The organism is Rhodococcus sp. WB1, assembly GCF_001700945.1.
Lineage (GTDB): Bacteria > Actinomycetota > Actinomycetes > Mycobacteriales > Mycobacteriaceae > Rhodococcus > Rhodococcus aetherivorans.
In genome coordinates this window covers 3,762,892-3,786,070 of sequence record NZ_CP015529.1, presented here as the reverse complement: position 1 = coordinate 3,786,070, position 23,179 = coordinate 3,762,892, and the positions used below count along the sequence as shown (strand labels likewise).

Annotated in this window: 19 protein-coding genes; 11 read left to right on the top strand and 8 right to left on the bottom strand. The window is 72.9% G+C overall.

Features of this window, described 5'->3' with window-relative positions; genetic code table 11:
• Window positions 1-10: 10 nt before the first annotated feature.
• The gene (locus tag A4U64_RS16705; protein WP_029542245.1) at window positions 11-1,189 is read right to left on the bottom strand and encodes an AI-2E family transporter; all 1,179 of its coding nucleotides are present in this window, start codon (window positions 1,187-1,189) and stop codon (window positions 11-13) included.
• A 127-nt stretch (window positions 1,190-1,316) separates the two neighbouring features.
• Between A4U64_RS16705 and A4U64_RS16700 the strand changes: the two genes are divergently transcribed.
• From A4U64_RS16700 to ychF, 3 genes are read left to right on the top strand one after another with little or no spacing between them, the layout of a single operon-like run.
• On the top strand, window positions 1,317-1,733 hold the full coding sequence (locus tag A4U64_RS16700) for a hypothetical protein (protein ID WP_029542247.1): 417 nt from the start codon (window positions 1,317-1,319) through the stop codon (window positions 1,731-1,733).
• A 29-nt stretch (window positions 1,734-1,762) separates the two neighbouring features.
• Window positions 1,763-2,371, top strand: coding sequence for a class I SAM-dependent methyltransferase (locus A4U64_RS16695; protein WP_065922849.1), 609 nt, complete (start codon window positions 1,763-1,765; stop codon window positions 2,369-2,371).
• Between the two features lie 12 nt (window positions 2,372-2,383).
• Window positions 2,384-3,463 carry a redox-regulated ATPase YchF gene (gene ychF / locus A4U64_RS16690; protein WP_006934885.1) on the top strand — a complete coding sequence of 360 codons (1,080 nt, stop codon included), beginning with the start codon at window positions 2,384-2,386 and terminating at the stop codon, window positions 3,461-3,463.
• Between the two features lie 224 nt (window positions 3,464-3,687).
• On the opposite strand, the gene A4U64_RS16685 is transcribed toward ychF, so the two are convergent.
• From A4U64_RS16685 to A4U64_RS16675, 3 genes are all read right to left on the bottom strand, one after another.
• A complete protein-coding gene (locus A4U64_RS16685) occupies window positions 3,688-4,665 on the bottom strand; it encodes a pseudouridine synthase (protein ID WP_065922848.1) in 978 nt (325 codons plus the stop codon).
• Window positions 4,666-4,966: 301 nt separating this feature from the next.
• Window positions 4,967-5,929 (bottom strand): hypothetical protein, encoded by a 963-nt coding sequence (locus A4U64_RS16680; protein ID WP_029542254.1) that lies wholly within the window; start codon window positions 5,927-5,929, stop codon window positions 4,967-4,969.
• A 156-nt stretch (window positions 5,930-6,085) separates the two neighbouring features.
• Window positions 6,086-6,715 carry a class I SAM-dependent methyltransferase gene (locus A4U64_RS16675; RefSeq protein ID WP_029542256.1) on the bottom strand — a complete coding sequence of 210 codons (630 nt, stop codon included), beginning with the start codon at window positions 6,713-6,715 and terminating at the stop codon, window positions 6,086-6,088.
• 242 nt (window positions 6,716-6,957) lie between these two features.
• On the opposite strand from A4U64_RS16675, the gene A4U64_RS16670 reads away from it, so the two are divergent.
• The 3 genes from A4U64_RS16670 (at window position 6,958) to A4U64_RS16660 (ending at window position 9,290) form a co-directional block, all read left to right on the top strand.
• A complete protein-coding gene (locus A4U64_RS16670) occupies window positions 6,958-7,497 on the top strand; it encodes a nitroreductase family deazaflavin-dependent oxidoreductase (RefSeq protein ID WP_231385873.1) in 540 nt (179 codons plus the stop codon).
• Window positions 7,498-7,753: 256 nt separating this feature from the next.
• On the top strand, window positions 7,754-7,978 hold the full coding sequence (locus A4U64_RS16665; RefSeq protein ID WP_065922847.1) for a hypothetical protein: 225 nt from the start codon (window positions 7,754-7,756) through the stop codon (window positions 7,976-7,978).
• Between the two features lie 88 nt (window positions 7,979-8,066).
• On the top strand, window positions 8,067-9,290 hold the full coding sequence (locus A4U64_RS16660) for an EAL domain-containing protein (protein WP_029542262.1): 1,224 nt from the start codon (window positions 8,067-8,069) through the stop codon (window positions 9,288-9,290).
• Here the strand turns inward: A4U64_RS16660 and A4U64_RS16655 are convergent.
• On the bottom strand, window positions 9,277-10,968 hold the full coding sequence (locus A4U64_RS16655) for an FAD-binding oxidoreductase (protein WP_065922846.1): 1,692 nt from the start codon (window positions 10,966-10,968) through the stop codon (window positions 9,277-9,279). The two genes, A4U64_RS16660 and A4U64_RS16655, sit on opposite strands and share 14 nt — an antisense overlap.
• 25 nt (window positions 10,969-10,993) lie before the next feature.
• The gene (locus tag A4U64_RS16650; protein WP_065922845.1) at window positions 10,994-12,649 is read right to left on the bottom strand and encodes an alkaline phosphatase D family protein; all 1,656 of its coding nucleotides are present in this window, start codon (window positions 12,647-12,649) and stop codon (window positions 10,994-10,996) included.
• Between the two features lie 220 nt (window positions 12,650-12,869).
• Here A4U64_RS16650 and A4U64_RS16645 point away from each other — a divergent pair, with 220 nt between their 5' ends.
• Entirely contained in the window at window positions 12,870-13,070 is a 201-nt protein-coding gene (locus A4U64_RS16645; RefSeq protein ID WP_260502470.1) for a hypothetical protein, read from the top strand.
• Between the two features lie 138 nt (window positions 13,071-13,208).
• Here the strand turns inward: A4U64_RS16645 and A4U64_RS16640 are convergent, their stop codons facing one another.
• Entirely contained in the window at window positions 13,209-13,691 is a 483-nt protein-coding gene (locus A4U64_RS16640; protein ID WP_050034837.1) for an SRPBCC family protein, read from the bottom strand.
• A complete protein-coding gene (locus tag A4U64_RS16635) occupies window positions 13,688-14,020 on the bottom strand; it encodes an ArsR/SmtB family transcription factor (RefSeq protein WP_043799194.1) in 333 nt (110 codons plus the stop codon). Before A4U64_RS16635 ends, A4U64_RS16640 begins: the two co-directional genes overlap by 4 nt.
• Window positions 14,021-14,086: 66 nt before the next feature.
• Here A4U64_RS16635 and A4U64_RS16630 point away from each other — a divergent pair, with 66 nt between their 5' ends.
• From A4U64_RS16630 to recD, 4 genes are all read left to right on the top strand, one after another.
• Entirely contained in the window at window positions 14,087-14,584 is a 498-nt protein-coding gene (locus A4U64_RS16630; RefSeq protein ID WP_006948023.1) for a DUF2505 domain-containing protein, read from the top strand.
• A gap of 114 nt (window positions 14,585-14,698) precedes the next feature.
• A complete protein-coding gene (gene recC / locus A4U64_RS16625; protein WP_029542272.1) occupies window positions 14,699-17,995 on the top strand; it encodes an exodeoxyribonuclease V subunit gamma in 3,297 nt (1,098 codons plus the stop codon).
• A complete protein-coding gene (locus tag A4U64_RS16620; RefSeq protein ID WP_185713699.1) occupies window positions 17,992-21,288 on the top strand; it encodes a UvrD-helicase domain-containing protein in 3,297 nt (1,098 codons plus the stop codon). Before recC ends, A4U64_RS16620 begins: the two co-directional genes overlap by 4 nt.
• Window positions 21,285-23,168: an exodeoxyribonuclease V subunit alpha gene (recD, locus tag A4U64_RS16615; RefSeq protein WP_065922843.1), complete on the top strand. Its 1,884-nt coding sequence runs from the start codon at window positions 21,285-21,287 to the stop codon at window positions 23,166-23,168. The genes A4U64_RS16620 and recD overlap by 4 nt, the downstream gene beginning before the upstream one ends.
• Window positions 23,169-23,179 lie beyond the last annotated feature (11 nt).

Sequence of the window (23,179 nt, the reverse complement as noted above, 5' to 3'; positions counted from 1 at the left end):
GCCCCGCCGATCAGGCCGGGCCCGGCTCGGCTGCCGCCGGTCCCGGCGGCAGCGCCGGGGTCTCCTCCCCGGCAGTTTCGGGCTCCTCCGGCGTGGCGCTGCGTTCGTCGATCTGCTCGCCGACGTAGCGCAGCACCACCGCGGCGACGGCCGCGACGGGGACGGCGAGGAACGCGCCGATGATCCCGAACAGCGACGTCCCGGCGGTGACGGCGAGCAGCACCACCACCGCGTGCAGGTGCATGCTGCGTGACTGCAGCACGGGCTGCAGCACGTTCCCCTCGAGCTGCTGCACCGCGATGATGATGACGAGAACGATGATCGCGGTGGTCAGACCGTTCGCGACCAGCGCCACGAGGACGGCGAGCGCTCCGGCGACGAAGGCACCGACGATCGGGATGAACCCGCCGATGAACGTGAGGATCGCCAGCACGGGCGCGAGGGGCACTCCGAGGATGACCAACCCCAGGCCGATGAAGAACGCGTCGATGAAGCTGACGAGCGCCTGGGTGCGGATGAAACCGCCGAGGGTGTTCCACATCCGGATCAGCACCTCCTCGAGGTGCCGCCCGGCGCGACCGCCGCCGACGGCGTGCACCCACGGGATGAACCGGGGGCCGTCCTTGATGAAGAAGAACACCAGGACGAGTACGAGACCGATCGTCACCAGCAGGGAACCGGCCGTGCTGACACCGGTGAACACGCCGCTGGCGATGGTCGCGCCGCTCTCCTGGACCTTGTCGATCACCACCTGCGTCGCGTTCTCGAGCTGCTCGTCCTTCAGATTGACCGGGGGGCCCTGCACCCAGTCGAGCACCTTGTTGATGCCGTCGGTGGTCTTGTTCGCAAGCTCCGGCGCCTGCGCCACCACCGACGGGACGATGCCGGCGATGATGCCGCCGAGAATCGCGAAGAACAGGAACAGGGTCAGGCCCGCCGCAGCCGCCGGCGGCACGCCGCGCTTCATCATGCCGCGGGTGGGCGGCCACAGCATCGTGGCGATGACGATCGCCAGCGCCACGGGCAGGACGATCACCCACATCTTCTCGATGATCCAGCCGATGACCAGTGCGCCCGCCGCGATCACCACCAACGCCGCCGACCACTTCGCCAGCGTCAACCCGCCGGAGGCGATCAGCGTGGTGCGGTCCGGTTTCGGTGCCGGTGGCTTCCGCTCGGTGCTCTGCACATCGCTCAACGGACGGTCCTTCCGATGCTCTCGACGACGTGGATCGGGCTCGTCTGCAATCTACGGGAACCGCGCCCCGCGGGGCGGTTCACCGGCGCGAACACCCGGATCGTGGCAGGCTCTGATCATGAGGAAGCTCACCGCCGTGCTGGCCGCGGGTGCCGCGGCCGTCGTGCTCGTGTCCTGCAGTTCCGGTGACGACGCGTCGAACGAATCCGATGCGGCGCGCACGACGCTCGGCGGGGCGGCCTCGAGCCTCGCCTCCGCCGCGTCGAGCGTGGCCGAGCGGGCGCGCGGCGCCTTCGACGAGGCGAAGCTCGCGACGTTCGTCGCCGCGTTCCGCACGGGCTATCCCAACCTCGCCGCCGACCGCGACGACGCCTCCATCGAGGCGATCGTCATCGAGACGTGCCCACTGATCGACTCCGGCGCGAGCGATCAGGAGGTGATCGCGAAGGTCGGGGAGCTGGCACAGAACGGGGACACCGCTCCCACCGAGGAGCAGGCCGGCCGGATCTCGCAGCTCGTCCGCGTCGCCTGCTGACGCCCGCGGCCCGGGCTAGCATCGGGCCCATGTCCGCGACGCGATGGCAGTCCGAGCGCAGTGCCGGGGATTCCCGGGCCTACATCGAGCGGTTCGCCGAGCTCGCCCATGCGGGGACGGATCTGCACGGGGAGGCCCGGTTCGTCGACGTGCTCGTTCCGCGCGGCGCGCGGATCCTCGACGCCGGCTGCGGCACCGGCCGTGTCGGGCTCGAGCTGGCCCGGCGTGGCCACAGCGTGACCGCCGTCGACCTCGACCCGGTGCTCGTGGAGGAGGCCCGGGCGCACCCGGAGCTGACCGTGCATCTCGCCGACCTGGCACAGCTGGATCTGCCGGGCGAGCGGTTCGACGCGGTGGTCTCGGCCGGCAACGTGATGGTGTTCCTCGCGCCCGGTTCGGAGCGGACCGTGCTCGAGCGGATCGCCGCGCATCTGCGTCCCGGTGGGGTGTTCGTCGCCGGCTTCACCACCGGCGCGGCATACCGCCCGTCGCGGTTCGCCGCCGACCTCGCGGCCGCCGGCCTGAGCCTCGAGCACCGCTTCGCCACCTGGGACCTGCGGCCGTGGCACGACGACGCCGAGTGGCTGGTGGCCGTCGCACGCCGTGGGGATGGAAGGGGCGCGACCGCGACCACGTAGAATATCGATTCCGTGAGCCTAACCCTCGGAATCGTCGGTCTTCCCAACGTCGGAAAGTCGACGCTGTTCAACGCGCTGACCAAGAACGAAGTGCTTGCCGCGAACTACCCGTTCGCCACCATCGAGCCGAACGTCGGCGTCGTCGAACTGCCGGATCCGCGGCTGGAGCGGCTCGCCGAGATCTTCGGGTCGCAGCGGATCCTGCCCGCGACCGTGTCGTTCGTCGACATCGCCGGCATCGTCAAGGGCGCCTCCGAGGGTGCCGGGCTCGGCAACAAGTTCCTCGCCAACATCCGGGAGGCCGAGGCCATCTGCCAGGTCGTGCGGGTGTTCGCCGACGACGACGTCGTCCATGTCGACGGCCGCGTCGATCCGCTCGCGGACATCGAGATCATCGAGACGGAGCTGATCCTCGCCGACCTGCAGACCCTGGAGAAGGCCCTGCCGCGCCTCGAGAAGGAGGCGAAGAAGAACAAGGAACTCAAGCCGCAGTTCGACGAGGCCGTCAAGGCCCAGGGCGTGCTCAACGAGGGGAAGACCCTGTTCGCGGCGAAGGACTCGCTCGACTTCGGCCTGCTGCGCGAGCTGAACCTCATGACGACCAAACCGTTCCTGTACGTGTTCAACGCCGACGAGGCGGTGCTCACCGACGAGGCGAAGCAGCAGGAACTCCGCGCGGCCGTCGCCCCGGCCGACTGTGTGTTCCTCGACGCGAAGGTCGAATCCGAGCTGATCGAACTCGAGCCCGACGAGGCCCAGGAGCTCCTCGAGTCCATCGGCCAGACCGAGCCGGGCCTGCACTCGCTCGCCCGCGTCGGCTTCCACACTCTCGGCCTGCAGACCTACCTCACCGCCGGGCCGAAAGAGGCTCGTGCATGGACCATCCCGCAGGGTGCGACCGCACCGCAGGCCGCCGGCGTCATCCACTCCGACTTCGAGCGGGGCTTCATCAAGGCCGAGGTCGTCTCCTTCGAGGACCTCGACTCGGCCGGGTCGATGGCCGAGGCGAAGGCCCGGGGCAAGGTCCGTATGGAGGGCAAGGACTACGTGATGGCGGACGGCGACGTCGTGGAGTTCCGCTTCAACGTCTAGATGTATGAGGCCACGACGTTGGCGGCACCGGCTCGGCGTTTGCTCACGAGCCGGTGTCGGTGACGATGCGGTGGATGTGCCCGATGCCGCGGCCGGCGCGAGGGCGAGGCGCCGCGCCGACCGCTTCTGCTCGCGTCGCCACTGCTCGATCCGGGCGACGACCTCGGCCGTCGCGTCCACCGGGTTGCCGAGCGCGACGTCACCCGGCCGCGCACGCGCGGCGCTCAGCGCCCCGGCACGGGTGCCTCGCTCAGCGTCCGGCGGGTGACGAACCTTCGCGGCGTCCCCGACAGCGGATCGCTGAACTCCAGTTCCCGCGCGAGCAATTGGAGTGGGAGGGAATGATCGTCCGGGGCCTCGGGCAGCAGGTCGGGATACCAACGGTCGCCCAGGATCCCGGCGCCGAGCGCTGCCAGATGCACCCGCAACTGGTGCATCCGTCCGGTGTGTGGACGCAGAACCGTGTGCAGCACAGCACGTCCGGAGGCGCTCACGCCGGTCCCACTCACATCGACCACCGTCTCGGCGTTGGGCTCACGGAAGTTGTCGACGACCACCCGTAACTCCCCGCGCCGCGCCTCGATGTGGTTACGGTAGACGATGGGCAGGGCTCGCCCGGCAAGCGCCGGTGCGTCCGGGTCCCACCCGGGCGGTCGCGCCGACACCGCCTCGTAAACCTTCACGACCCGCCGCTTTTCGAACAGCGACTGGTATGCGCCGCGCGTCGCGGGACGGGCCGAGAACATCACCAGGCCGGCGGTCGCTCGGTCGAGTCGATGGATCGGCGTCAGGTCCGGGTTGTCGAGGCGGGTCCGCAACCGGACGAGCGCGGACTCGCGCAGGTATCGCCCGCCCGGAGTGGTCGGGAGGAAGTGCGGCTTGTCGATCACGACGAGGTCGTCGTCGACATGCAGGATCTCCTCGTGGAACGGCATCGGTTCCTCCACCGGCAGATCGCGGTAGTACCAGACGAACCGATGCGCGCCCAGCGCGGTGCCGCGACCGATCGCACTGCCGTCGGAGCCCACGATCTCGCCGGCGTCGAACCGCCGGTACAGGTCGTCGGCGTCCAGATGGTCGAACCTCGCGACGACGTACGCGGCGATCGTTGCCCACGGACCGGACGTCGGGACGCGCAGGCGCGTCGGTCCGACCCCGTTCTTGACGGGGAGCGGTGAGGGCATCGGCACGCCCGTCATCATCCCACCGCCTGCCGTCTCGTCCCGCCGCGGGTCGCGACGAGACGTGGGGCGAGGCGGCAGATTCCTCGGTGTGCCGCCGACGTCCGAAACCGGATGCTTCCGGGACGAGGGTGCCCGGGGGTCCTGTGGTTCGTGGTTGATCCCTTCCGGCACCGGGATTCGCAGCCGGTCGCGCGGTGCGTCGAATCATCCACGTACGCAATGGGACCGGGGGAGATTCCCGCCCGCGCGGGACTGCCCGGCTCACAAGCGACCGCCGGGCCCCGCGGCGCGGAACCCGGCGATCTCCTGGGGCGTGTGATCAGTGGAGCCCGACGACCTCCTGGGCGATGGCGGCCAGGCGGGTCTGGGCGGCCGACACGACGCCGTGCCGGTTCTTGTGGGCCTCCTCGTACGCGACGATCGCGCGCACGTCGGCCGGTTCGGTCAGTTCCTTGACGGCGGCGACCGCCTGGGAGACGTTGAGGCTGTCGTAGTCGGGGATCGGGAGTTCCTCGGCAGTGAGGATTCCGGTGGCACTGCGGGCCGTGTGGATCGCCCGGGCGGTCCCGTCCGCACCTTCGCGGCGGGTGATCCGTTCGGCGGTCTCGAGCGCCGCGTCCCGGCTGGCCGTCAGGGTCTTCGTGGCGACGTCGCCGGCGTGGGCGCCGCGCGCCAGCAGCGCGCCGAAGGCGGGCCGCGTCGAGCGGGCGGCGTCGATCGCGCGGTCGATACCGCGCGCGGACCACGTCACGGGCAGGTTGACGATGCGGACCGCGGCGCCCGCGGCGGCCTGCAGCGGGGTGCGCCGCAGCGCGGCGGGTCCGCCGAGCGCATCCTCGGCCAGGACGGTGGTCAGCCACTCCACGGTCGCGCTGTGGGCGGTGATCAGCCGGTCGGCCAGGCCGACGACCGCGGGGGCCTGGGCCGCCGTGGCGAGGGCCTTGAGGTAGCGGGCGCGGTCGAGTAGCTGGTGCTCGAGCGCGAGGTCGCCCAGCAGTGCCTCGTCGAACGGCTGGGCCTGTTCGGCCATGGCCTTCACCGCGGCGGCGGCGCGGCCGACGAACGGGCCGATGACGTCGGGCAGTCCGCCCAGCTCGCGGACGGTGCGCTCGATGGCTTCGGCGCGGGCCCGGCCGTTGGCGGCGTTCTCGGTCAGTTCGCGGCGGACCGCGTCGGTGCGGGCCTGGGGAATGCGGGTCTCGGCGACCTGGATCTCGGTGTTGGTCAGGTCGAGCAGTGCTCGCAGCTGTGTGAGCAACGTAGCGGTGTCGGTCTTGGTCATCGTGCGTTCGCTCCTTCGGTCGATGTCATCGATGGGGCTCACCGACGTGACACGATTCGGCTACCCGACTCCTACCGACGGGTAACACGATGTGAGGGAGGACACATCCAGCGGGATGTGATCGGGGGCCTGCTGGTCCGGCCCCGACGCCGGCGATCAGTCCGCGCGCGACATCACCGCCACCAGGAATTCGGACTCGTCGGTGAACGGGCGCAGATCCCAGGTCGAGAGCTTCAGGTCCACCACGAGACCGTTGGCCGCGGCGTCGGCGAGGAACTGCGGGAACTCGTAGCCCCGGTTGGCCCCGAACCCCACGACCGCCCGGCCGGTGGGCGCGAGATGACGGGCGAATCCCGCCAGTACCGCGCCCCGGGTGGACGGCGCCAGGAACGTCATCACGTTGCCCGCGCAGACGATGACGTCGAAGTCGGCCGCGACCCCGCGGGCCGGCAGATCCAGCTCGGCGAGATCACCGACGAGCCAGGTCGGGCCGGGATGGTCCTCCTCCGCGGCGGCAATCAGCACCGGATCGACATCGACGCCGACCACCACGTGACCGGCATCGTGCAGATAGCCACCGAGCCGGCCCGGTCCGCACCCCGCGTCGAGGACCCGTCCGCCGCGGCCGAGCATCGCGTCGACCAGGCGTGCCTCCCCGACGATGTCCTTGCCCTCCGCCGCCATCGACCGGAAACGCTCCACGTACCACGTGGAATGCGCGGGATCGGCAGCGGTGATCTCCTCCCACTGGCTGGGGGTGCGATCGCTGGGAGTACGTGCACTCATCGTCGGTTCCTCCTCGATTCGACCGCGCGGCACGCCGCGGTCACCTGTGCGGCCCACCTTAGGCACCCGGGGCGTCGGCCCGCCGATGCCCGCCCGCCCGATGCCCGGTCACCGACCTGTCTCGGGCAGGTTGACATTTCCGCGCCCGGGGGCAAATCTCCGGTGGGACGAATCCGACGACGGCGGCCGTGGTGGGAGTCGTGCACCCTGCTCGCCCGATCTCCGGCGCAAAGGAGCGCGATGTGAGTTCCCGCGATGTGAATTCCCCTGCCCAGCCCGACCGTCCGGTTCCGGACGAGGGGCCCGGCGCCGGGAACCGCCCCGGCGCGGCGCGGCCGATCCGCCGGTATCGCAGGGGCCGGGCTCATCGCCTGGAGAACGCCCTGATGAGCGCGCTGGTCCGGGCCGGCGTCGTCCCGCACTCGTACCTGCTGACCACCCGGGGTCGTCGCACCGGCCGGAAGCGCGCCAACCCGGTCACGGTCGTCGAGCATGCGGGCCGACGTTGGCTGGTAGCGCCCTACGGTGTGGTGCCCTGGGTGCTCAACGCGCGCGCTTCCGGCCGCATCGGCCTGACCCGCAGGTTCCGCACCCGTCACTACACGATCCGGGAGGTGTCGGCGCGGGAGGCCGGACCCGTCCTGCAGAAGTACGTGGCCATCGCATCCGCGACCCGGGACTACTTCCAGGCCGACAAGAATGCCTCCCCGGAGGAATTCGCGGCCGAGGCCGACCGCCACCCGGTGTTCGAACTCGCCCCGTGCGGGACGTCCGAGGGCTGAACCGAACCTCTTCCGGCACCGAACCTCTCCGGAACCGAACCTCACCGGAACCGGGGCGCCCCCGGAGAGGCGCCGGATCCGAGGCAGACCCTCCCGGGTCTGTTATTCATTCGTGACCGTTTGTTGCCGTTCGGTGATGTCGGCAGGGGTGGGAATGTCACCGTAGGGGGGCATGCTCGAGCACGTCAGGCTCAGGAGCATCAGCAGCAACGGTCGGGCGACGACTGTGCGGTGCGCACGAGGTTGGGACGTGACCATGGCGACCAGACCGGCATCCCCCACCGTGTCCTCCGAGCGAACCGCGTCCTCCGAGCGGGCCGCCCCGCTCGTCGAGAGCCCCGGGGTCGGGTGGATTCTGTTGACGCTCTTCGGCCTCGGTGGGGGACTGGTGGCGGCGTCGATCGCCGGGTCGTTCCTGATCGGGATCTCGGTGGTGCTGCTCGTCGGCGGGCTGGCCGCGGTGCTGGTCGCCGTCGTGTGATCTCCGGTCCCGGCTGGGGAAGGTCGGGACCGGGCCCGTCGCCCGCACCGGCCTTTGCGCAGCGGGTCGCGCATGCGACGCTGGGGTCATGGTGTTCGTCCTCTCCGACCCCACCCGGCACGCGGATCCCGAGGCCGCGGGCCTGCAGGTGACGCCGTCCTACGCGCCGGTGCGCCGGCTGGACTCGGGCGCGCTCGCGGCGGTGGAGGTCCAGTTGCGCGGCCCCGCGGACGGGCCGCTCGCCACCGCGGAGGCCCTGCGGGTCGCGGCGCGGACCATGAGCGAGAAGTGGCACCTCGACCGGCTCAAGTGGTCGGTCGCGCAGTCGAGGCCGGTCCGGAACGTACCCGCGCTGGTGGCGATGGACCTCGAGTCGGTCGAGAGCCTCGACGTTCCCGATTCGGAGGGATTGCGGCGCGACGTCGTGGTGATCACGGAGGAGTCCCTGACGGCCAACCCGTCGCGGACGCTGCGCGCGGTGGCCGATGCCCGCCGCAGTGGCAAGGTCGTCGCGGTCGACGAGGTCGGGTCGCGTCCGCAGTCCCTGGCCCTGTTGCCGCTCGTCGAACCGGACGTGATCATCCTCGCGGCGCGGCTGCTGGCCCATCGTGCGGACACGGACACCGCCCGTACCGCGCACGCCGTGGCCGCCCAGGTCGAGCGGACGGGCGCGCTCGTGATCGCGGACGGCGTCGACTCGGAACTGTGCCGGCGACGGGCCCTGGGGCTCGGGGCCACGTACGGCCTCGGCGCGCTGTACCCCGCCGTCGACACCCCGGAACAACTCGACGAGGAGGGGATCGACCCCTTCCCGCCCGCACCCGTCCGCAGCGTCCGCCCGGAGGAGGCGCGCACCCCGTTCGCGATCGCCTCGGTGGGGCGCCGGCCCGTGCGCAGCCTCAAGCGCCTCCTGGTCGCGATGAGCACGAATCTCGAGAAGCAGGCCGGCGCCGCGGGCCCGGAGACCATCGTGCTCGGCACCTTCCAGTACGCCCGGCACTTCGGTGAGCGCACCCGCGCGCGGTGGCAGTACATGGCGGACCGGATCGCGTACGCCGGGGTGTACGGCGTGGGCCTCGGGCACTACGCGGAGGCGGGCATCCACCACGCGCCGCTCGACCCGGACGACCCGCTCGTCGAGGAGTGGAACGTCGTCGTCCTCGGCCCGCACTTCGCGTGCGTGCTGTCGGCCGTGGACCTGCATCGCGGCACCGCCGACCTCGACCGCGAGTTCGACTACGTCGTCTCGTACGACCGCGACACCGTGGTGCGCTGCGCCCGCTCGATCATGGACCGGTTCACGACGACGTAGGGCCGTCCGGCGCGGATGCCACCGGGCCGATCAGGACCCCCGGGTTCAGGATGCCCGCCGGGTCGAGAGCCGACTTGGCCGCCCGCAGGACCGCCGCGAACGGCTCGGGGCGTTGACGGTCGTACCAGGGCCGGTGATCCCGGCCGATCGCGTGGTGATGGGTGATCGTGCCGCCCGCAGCGAGGATCGCCTCCGACACGGCGGCCTTGATGTCGTCCCACTGGGCCACCGTGCTGCCCCACCGGCCCGCGGCGTAGATGCCGAAGTAGGGTGCGGGGCCGTCCGGGTACACGTGGCTGAATCGGCACGCGATCACCCCCGTCGCGCCCGCCCGGCGCATCGCGTCGTTCGCGGCGTCGTGCACCGCCGCCCGAAGAGAATCGAATGTGTCCCACGTGCAGGCGGTTTCGAAGGTCTCGACGATCATCGACCGCGCGGCGAGGGCGTCGCGCAGGTACGGCATGCGCAGGAACGACGACCGCCACCTGCCCGCGGCGTCCGTGTCCCTCTCGTCGCCGGCCGAGCCGGTGCGCCGCGGCGCCTCCGGCGCGGTGCGCCGCGGCGCCTCCGGCGCGGTGCGCCGCGGCGCTTCCGGCAGGGTGCCGCCGTGCCCGCGGCACAGTTCGACGGCGCGGTCCATCCAGGCGTCCACGGGATGATCGGCCGACTCGAAGGCGAGCAGGAGGACACCGCCCCCCGACGGCGTGGCCGCGTTGACGAACGCCTCGACGGGGTCCAGCAACCGGCAGTTGGCGGGCCGGAGACCGGACTGGGCGACGGCGCGGGTCGCCGCCACCGCCGCTCCGTAGTCGGTGAAGTGCACCGACGCGTCCGCCCGCCACCGGGGGCGCGGATGCAGCCGCATCCAGGCCTCGGTGACGACACCGAGGACCCCCTCCGAACCGAGGAACAGGCGATCCGGTGACGGTCCCGCTCCCGAGCCGGGCAGGCGACGCGACTCGCACGTGCCCGCCGGGGTGACGACCCGCATCGACTCCACCAGGTCGTCGATGTGGGTGTATCCGGTCGCGAAGTGGCCTCCCGAACGCGTGGCCAGCCAGCCTCCCAGCGTGGAGAACTCGAACGACTGCGGGAAGTGGCGCAGCGTCAGACCGGACGGGCGCAGTTCGTCTTCGAGCGCGGGACCCAGGGTGCCCGCCCCGATGCGGGCCGCCCGGCTCGTGCGGTCGATCTCCCGAACTCCTTCGAGGGCACCGAGATCCAGGCTCACCGCACCGGAGAAGTCGCCGTCGAGCCGCGGCTCGACACCGCCGACGACGGACGTGCCGCCGCCGAACGGAATCACGGCGACGTGCACCCGGGCACACCAGTCCAGGACGTCCACGATCTCGCCCTCGACGGTCGGCCGCACGACGAGGTCGGGCGGATGGCGCAGGTCGCCGAGCAGGTTCCGGACCACATCCCGGAACGCGCGCCCGTGGGTGTGGGCGGCCCGGTCCGTCGGGTCGGAGGAGCACAGCGCCGCAAGGGAATCCGGTGGAACGATCCGCGGGGGCGGCAGTCCGAGCGACGGCACGTCGGGCGGCGGGTGGTCCGTGAGGTCGGCGCCGGGCAGCAGGGCCGAGGCACGGTCGACCAGGTCCCGCAGCTCGGCGCCGCGCACCGCGTCCTCGACCGTGCCCCAGCCCCACCAGGAACGCGTGCCGGATCCCGTCACCGGACCCGCCTCGCGGTCCGCAGGGTCACGTGGTCTCGTCCGGCGTCGACAGCACGAGGTCGGCGGTGGTGGTGAAGCCGATGGGACCGTGCGGGACCCGGCCGGCCCGTTCCAGCACCAGATGCGCGGCGCGGCCGGCCAGGCGCAGCGTCGCGATCTGATTGCCGAAGAACGGTCCCGTCGCCTTGGTCCACTCGATCGGCACCGGCGGCACCTCCGACACGCGCCCGAGCGCGAAGCGCACGGTCCGTTCCATCGCCCGGCTCCAGGAGATGCGGAACACCGCCCGGACCGCGGCGGGCACGTAGTTGTGCAGCGGCGAGCAGGTCAGCTGGTACACGCGGGTCGGCATCGGATCCGGGAACCGCGCCTGCGCGACGTAGGCGTGGTGCACGTCGCCCGAGAGCACGCAGATCGTCGCGGGGGGACGGCCGGACGGTTCGGTGCAACGGCCCCGGCCGATGTCGGCGAAGAGCCGGGCGAGCCGGTCGAACGAGTCGCGGAACGCCGCCCAGTGCTCGAGATCCGCGCCGCGACGGACGGTCTCCGCCCAGCGGGCGACCCGATTCCCGCGCACCCCGGCGGCGAGCCGCTCGTCCCAGGATTCGAGGTCGTGCAGCGCCCGCGGCAGCAGCCACGGCAGCGACGTCCCGACGAGCAGGTGGTCGTAGTCGCCCTGGGTCTGCCGCTCGATCCAGGAGAACTCCGGGTCCGAGACCATCTCCCGCCGGCCGCCGGACAGGACCCGCCCGCACCGCGAGTCGATCACGAGCAGTCGCACCCTCCCGAGGTCGCGCCGGTAGGACCACTGGGCGCCCTTCGCGCCGTCGGCCTCCTCGTCCGCGGCCGACGCGAACTCGCGCAGCAGCGGCTCGGCGTCCCCGTCTGCCTTCCGGACGCGCTGGTACAGCGCGTTCTCCGCCAGTTGGACGGGGTCGAGGTTGCCGAGGTGCTGGTACACCCAGTACGACGCCAGCCCGCCGACGATGCGTTCCTCCCACCACGAGGTGGCCTCGACCTCGTCGCGCCAGGACTGCGAGGTGTTCCAGTCGTCGTGCACGTCGTGGTCGTCGAAGATCATCGACGTGGGGACGGTGGACAGCAGCCACCGCACGTGCGGATCGGACCACGACTCGGCGTAGAGCCAGGTGTACTCCTCGTAGTTGCGGACCTGCGGGCCGGGAGGCTCGTCGAGGTCGTGGTGTTCGCGGACCCGCGCGAGGGTCTGTTCGGACAGTTCGTCGGCGTAGACCTGGTCGCCGAGGAGCAGCAGCGCGTCGGGCCACCGGTCCGGGGTCCGGGTCATCATGCGCTGCGCGTATGCGTCGAGGGCGTCGGCGCCGAGCTTGTCGTGGTTCTCGGTGGCGGACGTGGTGGCGAACCGGCACGAACCGAAGGCCAGTTCGAGCGGCCCGTCGTCGCTGAGGGTGCGGACGACGGACGCGGGGAAGTCGGGGTGCGGCCAGACCGGATCGCCGTCGAGGCGGACCTCGTACGGAGTGGTCGAGCCGGGCTCGAGGTCCTCGATCACCACCAGTGCGTAGTGGTGGCCGGCCACGGTCCAGGTGCGCTCCCGGTGGCCGAGAATCTCGACGGTGCACGGGTCCGACGTCTCCACCCACACGGTGGCGTCGCTGCGACCGACGTGCCGAAGGACCGGGCCCAGGATGAGCTTCGCCATGGCGCCACCTACCTCGGGGTTCGGATCGGCGATACAGCCATGCGCACGAGCCTACTGGTCCGCGGGGTCTCCGCGGCCCGGCTCGGCCGATTCGTCGGCGGGGGTGGTGCCGGGCGCCGATGCGGAGGATCGTGAGGGGTGCCGGGCGACCGGCGGCCAGGTGCACCGCGAGGGGATCGGAGCGAAACCGTTGAGTACCGAGCACAGGCCCGAGGATCCGCTGGAGAACATCGACGAGGACACGAAGCGCCGCGCGAAGGAACAGGCGGAGGAGATGCAGCGCCGGTACGAGCCGGGGGCCCGGCCGACGGTGACGCTGCCCGGGACCGGGGGGACGGTGTCGGGCACGGCGTTCGCCGACCTCGTCGACACGGGGTCCGACGAGGTCGACGAGGAGGGCGACACCGCCTCCGGTCGCTGAGCCCCGCACCGCGGGGAGGCGCTGAGCCCCGCACCGCGGGGAGGCGCTGAGCCCCGCACCGCGGGGAGGCGCTGAGCCCCGCACCGCCGGGAGGCGCTGAGCCCCGCACCGCGGGGAGACGCTGAGCCCGGACGGCGGTCACATCCGGGCGAGCAGCGCGTCCAGCGCGTCGTAGCTCTGGCCGAGACCCTCGGCCATGCCGGAGTTCAGCATGCCGTCGCGTTCCTCGGGCGTGTGGAACTGCGAGACGGTGACCACGCGGGTGCGGCCGTCGCCGAGGTCCTCGAACGTCGCGGTGTCGATGGCGACGTATGCCGGCATCCCGTCCCATTCGAAGGACTGCACAATGCGGTCCTTGGGCGTGATCTCCCGGAATCGCCCTTCGAACCCGTGGGTTTCGCCGTCGCTGTGCTCGACGAACCGCCAGTGTCCACCCCGTTCGAACTCGTAGCGTTCCACGTCGAGCCGGTTGCCCCGGCCCCACCACTGGGCGAGCAGTTCGGGCTCGGTGTAGGCGGCCCACACGCGGTCGCGGTCGGCGTCGAAGACGCGCTCGACCCGGATCTCGCGCTCGCTGGGCGTCGTAACGGCAAGCGGAGCAGAGGGATTCGTGGTGGTCATGACGTTCCTTTCGTTCGGTCGAGGAACTCCGCGAGGCGGTCCATGCGGCCCTCGATCATCTGCTGGTGGTTGCGGATCCAGTCCGCCTCCCGCTCGAGCGGGTTGGTGCCGAGCCGGCAGTAGCGCACCCGGCCCTTCTTCTCGGTGACGACGAGACCTGCCTCCTCGAGTAGCCGGACGTGTTTGGTGATCCCGGTCGGCGTCATCCGGTACCGGGCGGCCAGGTCGCTGATCGAGGCCGGTCCGGCACGCAGGTCCTGGAGGATCCCGCGCCGGGTGGGGTCCGACAACGCCGCGAACGTGGCATCGAGACTCGAATACTGAACCATTAGGTTCAGTGTTGCATCGGGGCGGAGCCCTGTCAACGGTCCGGGCGGGCCGATAATGTGCAGCTCATGCCGAAGTCCTTCGCCTTCACCACCGAGCTGGACCACCACGTCCGGGACGTGCACGCGGCCCTGATCGACGAGCGGTACTGGCTCGACCGGGTGGCGGACCGGGCGAGCGCCACCGCGGTGGTCGAGGAACCGCACGGTCCGGGCACCCTGCGCGTGACCGTCACGGACCGGTCCGAACCCTCGGAGCTGCCGTCGATCGTGCGCGGGATGCTGCGCGGCCCGCTGGTCATCGAGCGCACGGACGAATGGGGTCCGCTGATGGGCGAGGCCGCCGAGGGGCGGATGTCCGGAGGCGCCACCGGCCTGCCCGTCGCCCTCGAGGGACGCTCGCGGCTGCGGGTGAGCGAGACCGGCGGCACGTTCATCGACGTACAGGGGCAGGTCGTGGTCCGGGTCCCGCTCCTCGGGGGCCGGATCGAGTCGATGGTGCACGGGATGGTCCTGCAGATCGTCGAGAACGATCGGATCGCGATCGCGGCGTGGCTGTCGCGCTGACCTGCCGCGACCGCCCGCGCCGCGCCTGCTGCACCGCCGCGGCGGCGAGCCCTGTCACCGCGGTGTGATAAGCCGGTGGAGGACCGGAACACACCGAGCGACGAGGGGACCTGCGTGCTGACGCTGCACCGCGCCGAGCGCGCCGACACCCTGGCGGCCGCCCTCGCCGACCTGCTCGCCGTGCCCCTCGCCGACCCGTTCGCCCGCGAGCTCGTCGCCGTCCCCGCCAAGGGGGTCGAGCGGTGGCTGACCCAGCGGCTGTCGACGGTGCTCGGGGGCACCTGCGGCGACGGCGTCGCCGCCAACATCGACCACCCGTCGCCGGCACGGTTGGTGGACGAGGCACTGGCCGCCGCCACCGGCCGGGCTGCGGAGGACGACCCGTGGCATCCCGACCGGATGCTGTGGACGCTGCTCGACGTCGTCGACGACTGCCTCGACGAATCGTGGTGCACCGTCCTCGCCCGGCATCTCGGCCGCGACGGCGTCGATCACCGCGCCGGCCGTCGCTACGCCACCGCCGCCCACCTGGCCGGCCTGTTCCGCAGCTACTCCACGCAGCGCCCGGAGATGCTCGTCGACTGGGCCGCCGGACGCGACACGGACGGCACCGGCCACGGCCTCGCCGACCACCTCGGGTGGCAGGCACGGCTGTGGCGGCGGCTGCGCGAGCGCATCGGCGACGACAGTCCCGCCGAGCGGCTCACCGCCGCCTGCGCGCGGTTGCGCGCCGAGCCCGCGCTCGTGGACTGGCCGTCGCGGCTGTCGCTGTTCGGACCCACCCGGCTCACCGTCGCCCAGTGCGCCGTGCTGTCCGCGATCGCCGCGAACCGCGATGTGCACCTGTGGATTCCGCACCCCAGCCCGGCCATGTGGGAGGGGCAGGCGGCCGCGGAGCCGGTGCGCCGGCGCGCCGACGACCGCAGCGCCCTCGCGGTGCAACACCCCCTCCTGGCGAGCCTGGCCCGTGACGTGCGCGAACTGCGCGCGCACCTGGCCGGCCCCGGAGTCGCCGACGTGCACCACACCGGCCGGCCCGGCCCCGACACCCTCCTCGGCCGGCTGCAGGACGACCTCCGCGCCGACCGGCCCCCGGCCCGCTCCGCGGTCGCCGACGGCACGATCCGCATCCACGCCTGTCACGGCCCGGCCCGGCAGGTCGAGGTGCTGCGCGAGTGCCTGCTGCACCTGTTCGCGGACGATCCGGGTCTCGAACCGCGCGACGTGGTCGTCATGTGCCCGGACGTGGAGACCTACGCGCCGCTCGTGCAGGCCGCCTTCGGTCAGGGCGCCCTCGCCCAGCGCGACGCTTCCGGACACCCCGGGCACCGGTTGCGGGTGCGTCTGGCCGATCGGGGCCTGCGCCGCACCAACCCGGTGCTGGCGGTCGTGTCGACGCTCGTGGACCTCGCCGACGCGCGGGTGACCGCCAGCGAGGTCCTCGACCTCGCCGCCGCCGCGCCGGTGCGCCGGCGGTTCGGCCTCGTCGACGACGACCTCGAACGGCTGCAGGAGTGGACCGCCGCCGCCGGCGCCCGATGGGGCATCGGCAAGGGACAGCGAAACGCCTTCGGGCTCGGGGACTTCCCGCAGAACACCTTCGGCACGGCACTGGACCGGATCCTGCTCGGTGCGGCCGCCGACGAGTCGCAGAGCGAGTGGCTCGGGCTCACCCTCCCGCTCGACGACGTCGAGAGCAACGACATCGACCTGACCGGACGGTTCGCCGAGTACATCGACCGGCTGACGGTGGCGCTGCACGGCCTGCGCGGTCCGCAACCGGCCGCGCAGTGGGCCGCCGCCCTCGCCCGCGCACTGGACCTGCTGACCGACGTCGAGCCCGCCGACGCCTGGCAGCTCGCCCAGGCGCACCGCGAACTCGCGGCCGCCGTCGAGCACGCCGGGCCGGCGCCGCTGCGGCTCGCCGACGTGCGGGCCATGCTGGCGGCCCGGCTCGCGGGGCGGCCGACGCGCGCGAACTTCCGCACCGGTGAACTGACCGTGTGCACGATGGTGCCGATGCGGTCGGTGCCGCACCGGGTCGTGGTCCTGCTCGGCCTCGACGACGAGGTCTTCCCCCGCGCCGCGCACATCGACGGTGACGACGTGCTGGCATTGAACCCCTGTCTGGGAGAACGTGATCCGCGCAGCGAGGACCGGCAGTTGCTGCTCGACGCCGTCATGTCGGCGGGGGAGACGCTACTGCTGTTCTACACCGGTGCGGACCCGGTCACCGGCGCCCGCCGGCCCCCGGCGATCCCGCTCAGCGAGCTGCGCGACGTGGTCGAGACGATGGTCGGACCCGAGGGCATGGCCGAGGTCGTCACCCGGCATCCGCTGCAGCCGTTCGATCCGCGCAACTTCCGGCCCGGCCGCCCGCTGAGCTTCGACCGGGCCGCACTCGCCGGGGCGCGCGCCGCGCAGCATCCGGCGAGGCACCGGCCCGGGCTGCTGCACCGTCCGCTCGCGCCCGTCGCGCGCACCGACGTCGACCTCGCCGACCTCGTCGCGTTCGTCACCCACCCCACCCAGGCGTTCCTGCGGCAGCGGCTCGGGGTGCGGGTGCCCGACCGGGACGAGGACATCGCGGACGCCCTCGACATCGGGCTCGACCCGCTCGCCCGGTGGGACCTCGGCGACCGCATGCTCGAGGCGCTGCTCGCCGGCACGGACCCCGCGGACTTCCGGGCCGCCGAATGGCGGCGCGGGACACTGCCGCCGTACCGGCTCGGCGAGCTCGCGCTCGACGACGTCGCCGGCACCGTGGACGCCCTGGTGGCGGTGTGCCGGCCGATCTACACGGGACCGGCCGACACCGTCGACGTGAACGTCGACCTCGGCGACGGCCGGCGGCTGACCGGCACGGTCGGCGGGGTCCACGGCACCGTCGTCGCCCGCAGCACCTTCTCCCGGCTGGCGCCGAAGCACCGCCTCACCGCCTGGGTGCACCTGCTCGCCGTCGCCGCGTCGGACCGGCCGGGGCAGTGGCAGGCGATCACCACCGGCCGCGGCCGGTTCCGCAGCACCCCGGCCTGGCGGTCCACGATCAACGCCCCCGCCGACGCGCTCGAGCAGCTCGCCCGGCTCGTGGACCTGCGCGACCGCGGGCTGCACGAGCCGCTGCCGACGGCCACCGCCGCCGCCGCCGAGTACGCCGAGCGGCGACACCGCGGCGACTCCGTCGAGATGGGCGTCGACGCCGCCGCCCAGGAGTTCGGCTCCACCTACGGCGAACGCACCGACCGGCACATCGCCTACCTGTACGGCTCCGGCGTGACGCTGCGGGACCTGACCGCCGTCGCCGCCCGCGACGACGAGCAGGCGTGGCACGGCGAGCCCACCCGGTTCGGCGCCCTCGCGCGGCGCCTGTGGGAGCCGTTGCTGTCCAACGAGATCCAGGGGCGTCCGTGACCCGAACCGTGTCGAAGTTCGACCTGCTCGGGGCGCTCCCGACGGGCACCACCGTGCTCGAGGCCAGCGCGGGAACCGGCAAGACCTACGCCATCGTCGGCCTGGCCACCCGGTTCGTCGCCGAGGGGGCGGCGGAGCTGTCGCAGCTGCTGCTGGTGACGTTCAGCCGCGCCGCGACGCAGGAACTGCGCGAACGCACCCGGGACCGGTTCGCCGGCGTCGCGCGGGCGCTGGCCGACCCGGAGGCCGCGCGGCACCACCCCGACGAGCTGATCCGGCACCTCGCCGGCGGCGACGTGGCCACGCACCGGCGCCGGCTGCTGCGGGCCCTGTCCGACTTCGACGCCGCCACCATCGCCACCACGCACGGATTCTGCCAGCGCATGCTCGACGAGCTCGGTACCGCCGGCGAGCGGGACACCGACGCGGTGCTCGTCGAGGACGTCGACGACCTGACCATCGAGGTCATCGCGGACCTGTACCTGCGCCGGTACGGGCGGGCGGACAGGGCACCGATCTCGCATGCCGAGGCCGCGGAGGCCGCGCGCGCCGCGGTCTTCGACCCCCAGGCCGCCCTCGCCCCCGAGGGCGCCGACGGCACGCCCGCCGGGGAACGCGTCGAGTTCGCCCGGGCCGTGCGGGCCGAGGTCGACCGGCGCAAGCGCCTCGCGGGCCTGCGGGACTACGACGACCAGCTCGCGCTGCTGCACGCGGTGCTGACCGACCCGGAGCACGGCGAGGTCGCGTGCCGCCGCATCGGCTCCCGCTTCCGCGTCGTGCTCGTCGACGAGTTCCAGGACACCGACCCGCTGCAGTGGGAGATCCTGCGCAGCGCGTTCCACCGCCGCACGACCCTCGTCCTCGTCGGCGACCCGAAGCAGGCCATCTACGCGTTCCGCGGCGCCGAGGTGCTGAGCTACCTCGGCGCGATGGAGTTCGCCGACGGCCACCAGGAACTCGTCTGCAACTGGCGCAGCGACGGGAACCTGCTCGCCGCCCTCGACCATCTGTACGGCGGTGCGGCCCTGGGTGATCCGCGGATCGTCGCGCACCCGGTGGAGGCGGCGCAGCCGGCGTCCCGGATCGCCGGGGCAGCGCCGCTGCGGCTGCGGCACCTGCCGCGGACCGGGGCCGGCCCGTGCGGCGCCTCCGGTTTCCCGAAGGCCCAGGCGCTGCAGGAACGGGTGGCACGCGATGTCGCGGCCGACGTCGCGGCCCTGCTCGGTGGCGACGTCACCGTCGACCTCGGGGCCGGCCGCCGGCCCGTCGAACCCGGCGACGTCGCGGTCCTGGTGCGCACCAATGCGCAGGTCGCCCTCGTCCACGGGGCGCTCACCGGTGCCGGGATCCCGGCCGTGCTGGCCGGCGGGACGAGTGTCTTCGCGACCCCGGCCGCGCGGGAATGGCTGCGGGTGCTGCAGGCGCTCGAACAGCCGCACCGCCCCGACCGGGTGCGGTTGGCCGCTCTGACCTCGCTGATGGGCCGCACCGCCGAGGACGTCGATACCCGGGGCGACGAACTCGTCGCCGCGATCGGCACCCTGCTGCGCGAACTGGACGTCGTGTTCGAGCGGTCCGGCTTCGCCGCGCTCTTCGAGCGCCTCGCCGCGTTCTGCGACCTCGAACCGCGGCTGCTGGGATGGCCGGGCGGCGAGCGGGAACTGACCGATCTGCGGCACCTCGCGCAACTGCTCGACGAGACCGCGTCGGCCGAGGCGCTGGGTGTCACGGCGCTGACCCGCTGGCTGACGGAACGGATCGCCGAGGCGGGCACGGCCCGCGCCGACCGCAGCCGCCGCCTCGACAGCGACGCCGCCGCGGTGCAGGTGCTCACCGTCCACGCCAGCAAGGGCCTCGAATTCCCCGTCGTGTACGTGCCGTTCGCGTGGGAGTCGGGCGTCCGGTCGAAACCCGACCGGCTCCTGCTCCACGACGACGACGGCCGCCGCGTCCTCGACGTCGGCGGCGAGGGCAGCGCGGGCTACGGCGAGCGCCGCCGGCGCCACGACGAGGAGGTGGCCGGCGAGGAACTGCGCCTGCTCTACGTCGCGCTGACCCGCGCCCGCTGTCACCTGGTGCTGTGGTGGGCTCCGGGGTACAGCACCTCCGGTGCCCCGCTGCACCGCATGCTCTTCGGCCGCGTGCCGGGCACCTCCGAGATCGCCCACAAGGCGCGCGTGCCCGAGGACCCGATCGTGGCGCAGCAGCTGACCGGGTGGGCCGGCCGGGCCGCAGGCACGGCGTCCGTCGAGGCCGTCGGATCGGCGCCGATCCCCGCCGTCACGTGGGTGCGGCCGCACGAGACCGTCGTGGAACTCGAGGCCGCCCGCTTCGACCGCGAGCTCGACGACGCCTGGCGGCGCACCTCCTACACCGCCCTCACCGCCGCTGCCCACGAGGGGCCCGGCGCGGGCGCCGAGGCCGAACAGCCCGCGAAGACCGACGAACCCGAGGAACCCCCGCTGCTGCCGGCCGACGCGGCGGACGACGGCATCGCGTCCCCGATGAACCCGCTGCCCGGCGGGGCCGTGTTCGGCACCCTCGTGCACGCGGTGCTCGAGGTCGTCGACACCGCGGCCGCCGACCTCGGGGCGGAACTGCTGCGCTGTTGCCGCGACACCGTCGCCGAACAATTCTCCGACGTCGACCCCGAGGAGCTGGCCGAGGCCCTGCTGCCGGTCCTGCGCACCCCGCTCGCCGGGGGCGCGGGCACGCTCGCCGACATCGCTCCCGCCGACCGGCTCGCCGAACTCGACTTCGAGCTGCCCCTCGCCGGGGGTGACGACCCCGTCGCCACCACCGTCACCCTCGACGGTGTCGCCCGGCTGCTGCGTGCCCACCTGCCCGCCGGCGACCCGTTCGCGTCCTACGCCGATCTCGTGGGCATCCTCGAGCCGACCCCGCTGCGCGGCTACCTCACCGGCAGCATCGATTCGGTCCTGCGGATCCACGGCACCGAGCCGCGATTCGTGATCGTCGACTACAAGACGAACCGGCTCGGGCCGGAGGAGCTCACCACCGCCCACTACACCCGGGACCGGATGGCCGAGGAGATGCTGCGCGCCCACTACCCGATGCAGGCGCTGCTGTATGCCGTTGCCCTGCACCGGTATCTGCGGTGGCGGCTGCCCGGGTACGACCCGGCCGTGCACCTCGGCGGCGTGCAGTACCTGTTCGTGCGCGGCATGGTCGGCCCGGACACCCCCGCGGGCTGCGGCGTGTTCGACTGGGCGCCGCCGCCCGCCCTCGTCGCCGAACTGTCCGACCTGCTGGCAGGCAAGGAGGTCCCGTGACGAACGCCCAGGTGGCCCAGCGTGGCAAGGGGGCCCTGCGGGTCTTCAACGAGGCCGGGGTGCTCGCGGCCGCCGACGTGCACGTCGCGCTGCGGCTGGCCCAGCTGTCCGGGGAGACCGCCGAGGACGTGCACCTCGCGACCGCGTTGGCCGTGCGCGCCGTGCGTGCCGGTTCGGTGTGCCTGGACCTGACCCGGTTGCGGGAGGTCACCGTCGACGAGGCCGCAGAGGTGGATCTCGCGGCGCTGCCGTGGCCGGACGACGACGCCGTCGTCGCCGGGTTGCGCCGCAGTCCGCTCGTCGTCGGCGGCGACCGCGGCCCGCTGCGCCCGCTGCGCCTGGTGGACACCGCCGACGGTCCGCTGCTGTACCTCGAGCGCTACTTCCGTCAGGAAGAGACAGTCCGGCAGATCCTCGACGCCCGCGGGCTCGGTCATCCCGTCGTCGACGAGCAGACGCTCGAGCGGGGGCTGCGGGAGCTGTTCCGGGACCAGCGCGACCCCGGCCGCCCGGCCGCCGCACCGGATCGGCAGCGCATCGCCGCGGCGCTGGCCGCCACCGGGTGGACCACGGTCATCGCCGGCGGGCCGGGCACCGGCAAGACCCACACCGTCGCCCGGATCCTGGCGCTCCTGACCACGCTGCACGGCCCCGCCCTGCGCATCGGATTGGCCGCGCCCACCGGCAAGGCCGCGGCCCGGCTGCAGGAATCCGTCCGCGAGCAGGCCGAGCCGCTGGGCCTGCGCGCCGACCTGTCCGCGATGACCCTGCACCGCATGCTCGGCTGGCAGCGCGGCCGCACCCGGTATCGCTACCACGCCGGCAACCACCTGCCCTACGACGTCGTGGTCGTCGACGAGACGTCGATGGTGTCGCTGACCATGATGTGCCGGCTGCTCGAGGCCGTCCGCCCCGGCACCCGCCTGATCCTGGTGGGCGACCCCGACCAGCTGACCTCCGTCGACGCCGGCGCCGTCCTGGCCGACCTCGTCGCCCGTCCCGTCACCGCCGCGGGAAACCCCGTTCTCGGCCGCGTCGTCGGACCCGACCTCGACGCCGGCGACGACCCCGCCGAGGCGGCGCTCTCGCCGGGGGAACGGAACCGGCTGCGCGGCGGCGTGATCCGGCTCAGCCGCGGCCGGCGGTTCGGTGGAGACATCGCACACCTGGCCGTCGCCGTGCGGGAGGGCGACGCCGACGCGGTGATGCGGATTCTCGGGGGCGGTGGCACCGAGGTGTCCTTCCACGCCCCGAACGACCTGGAGGCCCTGCGGCACGACGTCGTCACCACCGCCGCGACCGTCACCGCCGCCGCCGTCGCGGGCGACGCCGGGACTGCGCTCGAGCAGTTCGAGACGCACCGCCTGCTGTGCGCGCACCGCGAGGGACCGTACGGGGTGCAGTGGTGGGCGCGGCGGGCGATGGAGTGGATCGCCACCGACACCGGCCGGCGGCTCGACGCCGAGCGCTGGTACCCGGGTCAGCCGCTGCTCGTCACCGCCAACGACCACGAGACCCGCATCTACAACGGCGACACCGGCGTCGTGGTCGTCGACGCCGCCGGCGAACCCGTCGCGGCATTCGCGCGCGGCAGGGAGCCGTTCCGGCTCCACCCGAGCCAGCTGTCGGCCGTGCAGACCGTGTACGCGATGACCATCCACCGCAGCCAGGGCAGCCAGTACGGCACGGTCTCGGTAATCCTGCCCCCACCCGAATCCTCGCTGCTGACCCGCGAATTGCTGTACACCGCGATCACCCGGGCGCGCGGTCACGTGCGCCTGATCGGCACCGAGGAAGCCGTCCGCGCCGGGGTCGAGCGGCGGGTGCTGCGAGCCAGCGGCCTGCGCCGGCAGCTGCCGGGCCCTCGGGCCGTCCGGTGATACCAAAGTGG

Excerpts from the sequence above, each read along its gene's own strand:
- A4U64_RS16700 (WP_029542247.1), top strand. The coding sequence starts at position 1,317 with ATGAGGAAGCTCACCGCCGTGCTGGCCGCGGGTGCCGCGGCCGTCGTG.
- A4U64_RS16695 (WP_065922849.1), top strand. The coding sequence starts at position 1,763 with ATGTCCGCGACGCGATGGCAGTCCGAGCGCAGTGCCGGGGATTCCCGG.
- A4U64_RS16685 (WP_065922848.1), bottom strand. The coding sequence starts at position 4,665 with ATGATGACGGGCGTGCCGATGCCCTCACCGCTCCCCGTCAAGAACGGG.
- A4U64_RS16680 (WP_029542254.1), bottom strand. The coding sequence starts at position 5,929 with ATGACCAAGACCGACACCGCTACGTTGCTCACACAGCTGCGAGCACTG.
- A4U64_RS16675 (WP_029542256.1), bottom strand. The coding sequence starts at position 6,715 with ATGAGTGCACGTACTCCCAGCGATCGCACCCCCAGCCAGTGGGAGGAG.
- A4U64_RS16665 (WP_065922847.1), top strand. The coding sequence starts at position 7,754 with ATGGCGACCAGACCGGCATCCCCCACCGTGTCCTCCGAGCGAACCGCG.
- A4U64_RS16660 (WP_029542262.1), top strand. The coding sequence starts at position 8,067 with ATGGTGTTCGTCCTCTCCGACCCCACCCGGCACGCGGATCCCGAGGCC.
- A4U64_RS16650 (WP_065922845.1), bottom strand. The coding sequence starts at position 12,649 with ATGGCGAAGCTCATCCTGGGCCCGGTCCTTCGGCACGTCGGTCGCAGC.
- A4U64_RS16640 (WP_050034837.1), bottom strand. The coding sequence starts at position 13,691 with ATGACCACCACGAATCCCTCTGCTCCGCTTGCCGTTACGACGCCCAGC.
- A4U64_RS16635 (WP_043799194.1), bottom strand. The coding sequence starts at position 14,020 with ATGGTTCAGTATTCGAGTCTCGATGCCACGTTCGCGGCGTTGTCGGAC.
- A4U64_RS16630 (WP_006948023.1), top strand. The coding sequence starts at position 14,087 with ATGCCGAAGTCCTTCGCCTTCACCACCGAGCTGGACCACCACGTCCGG.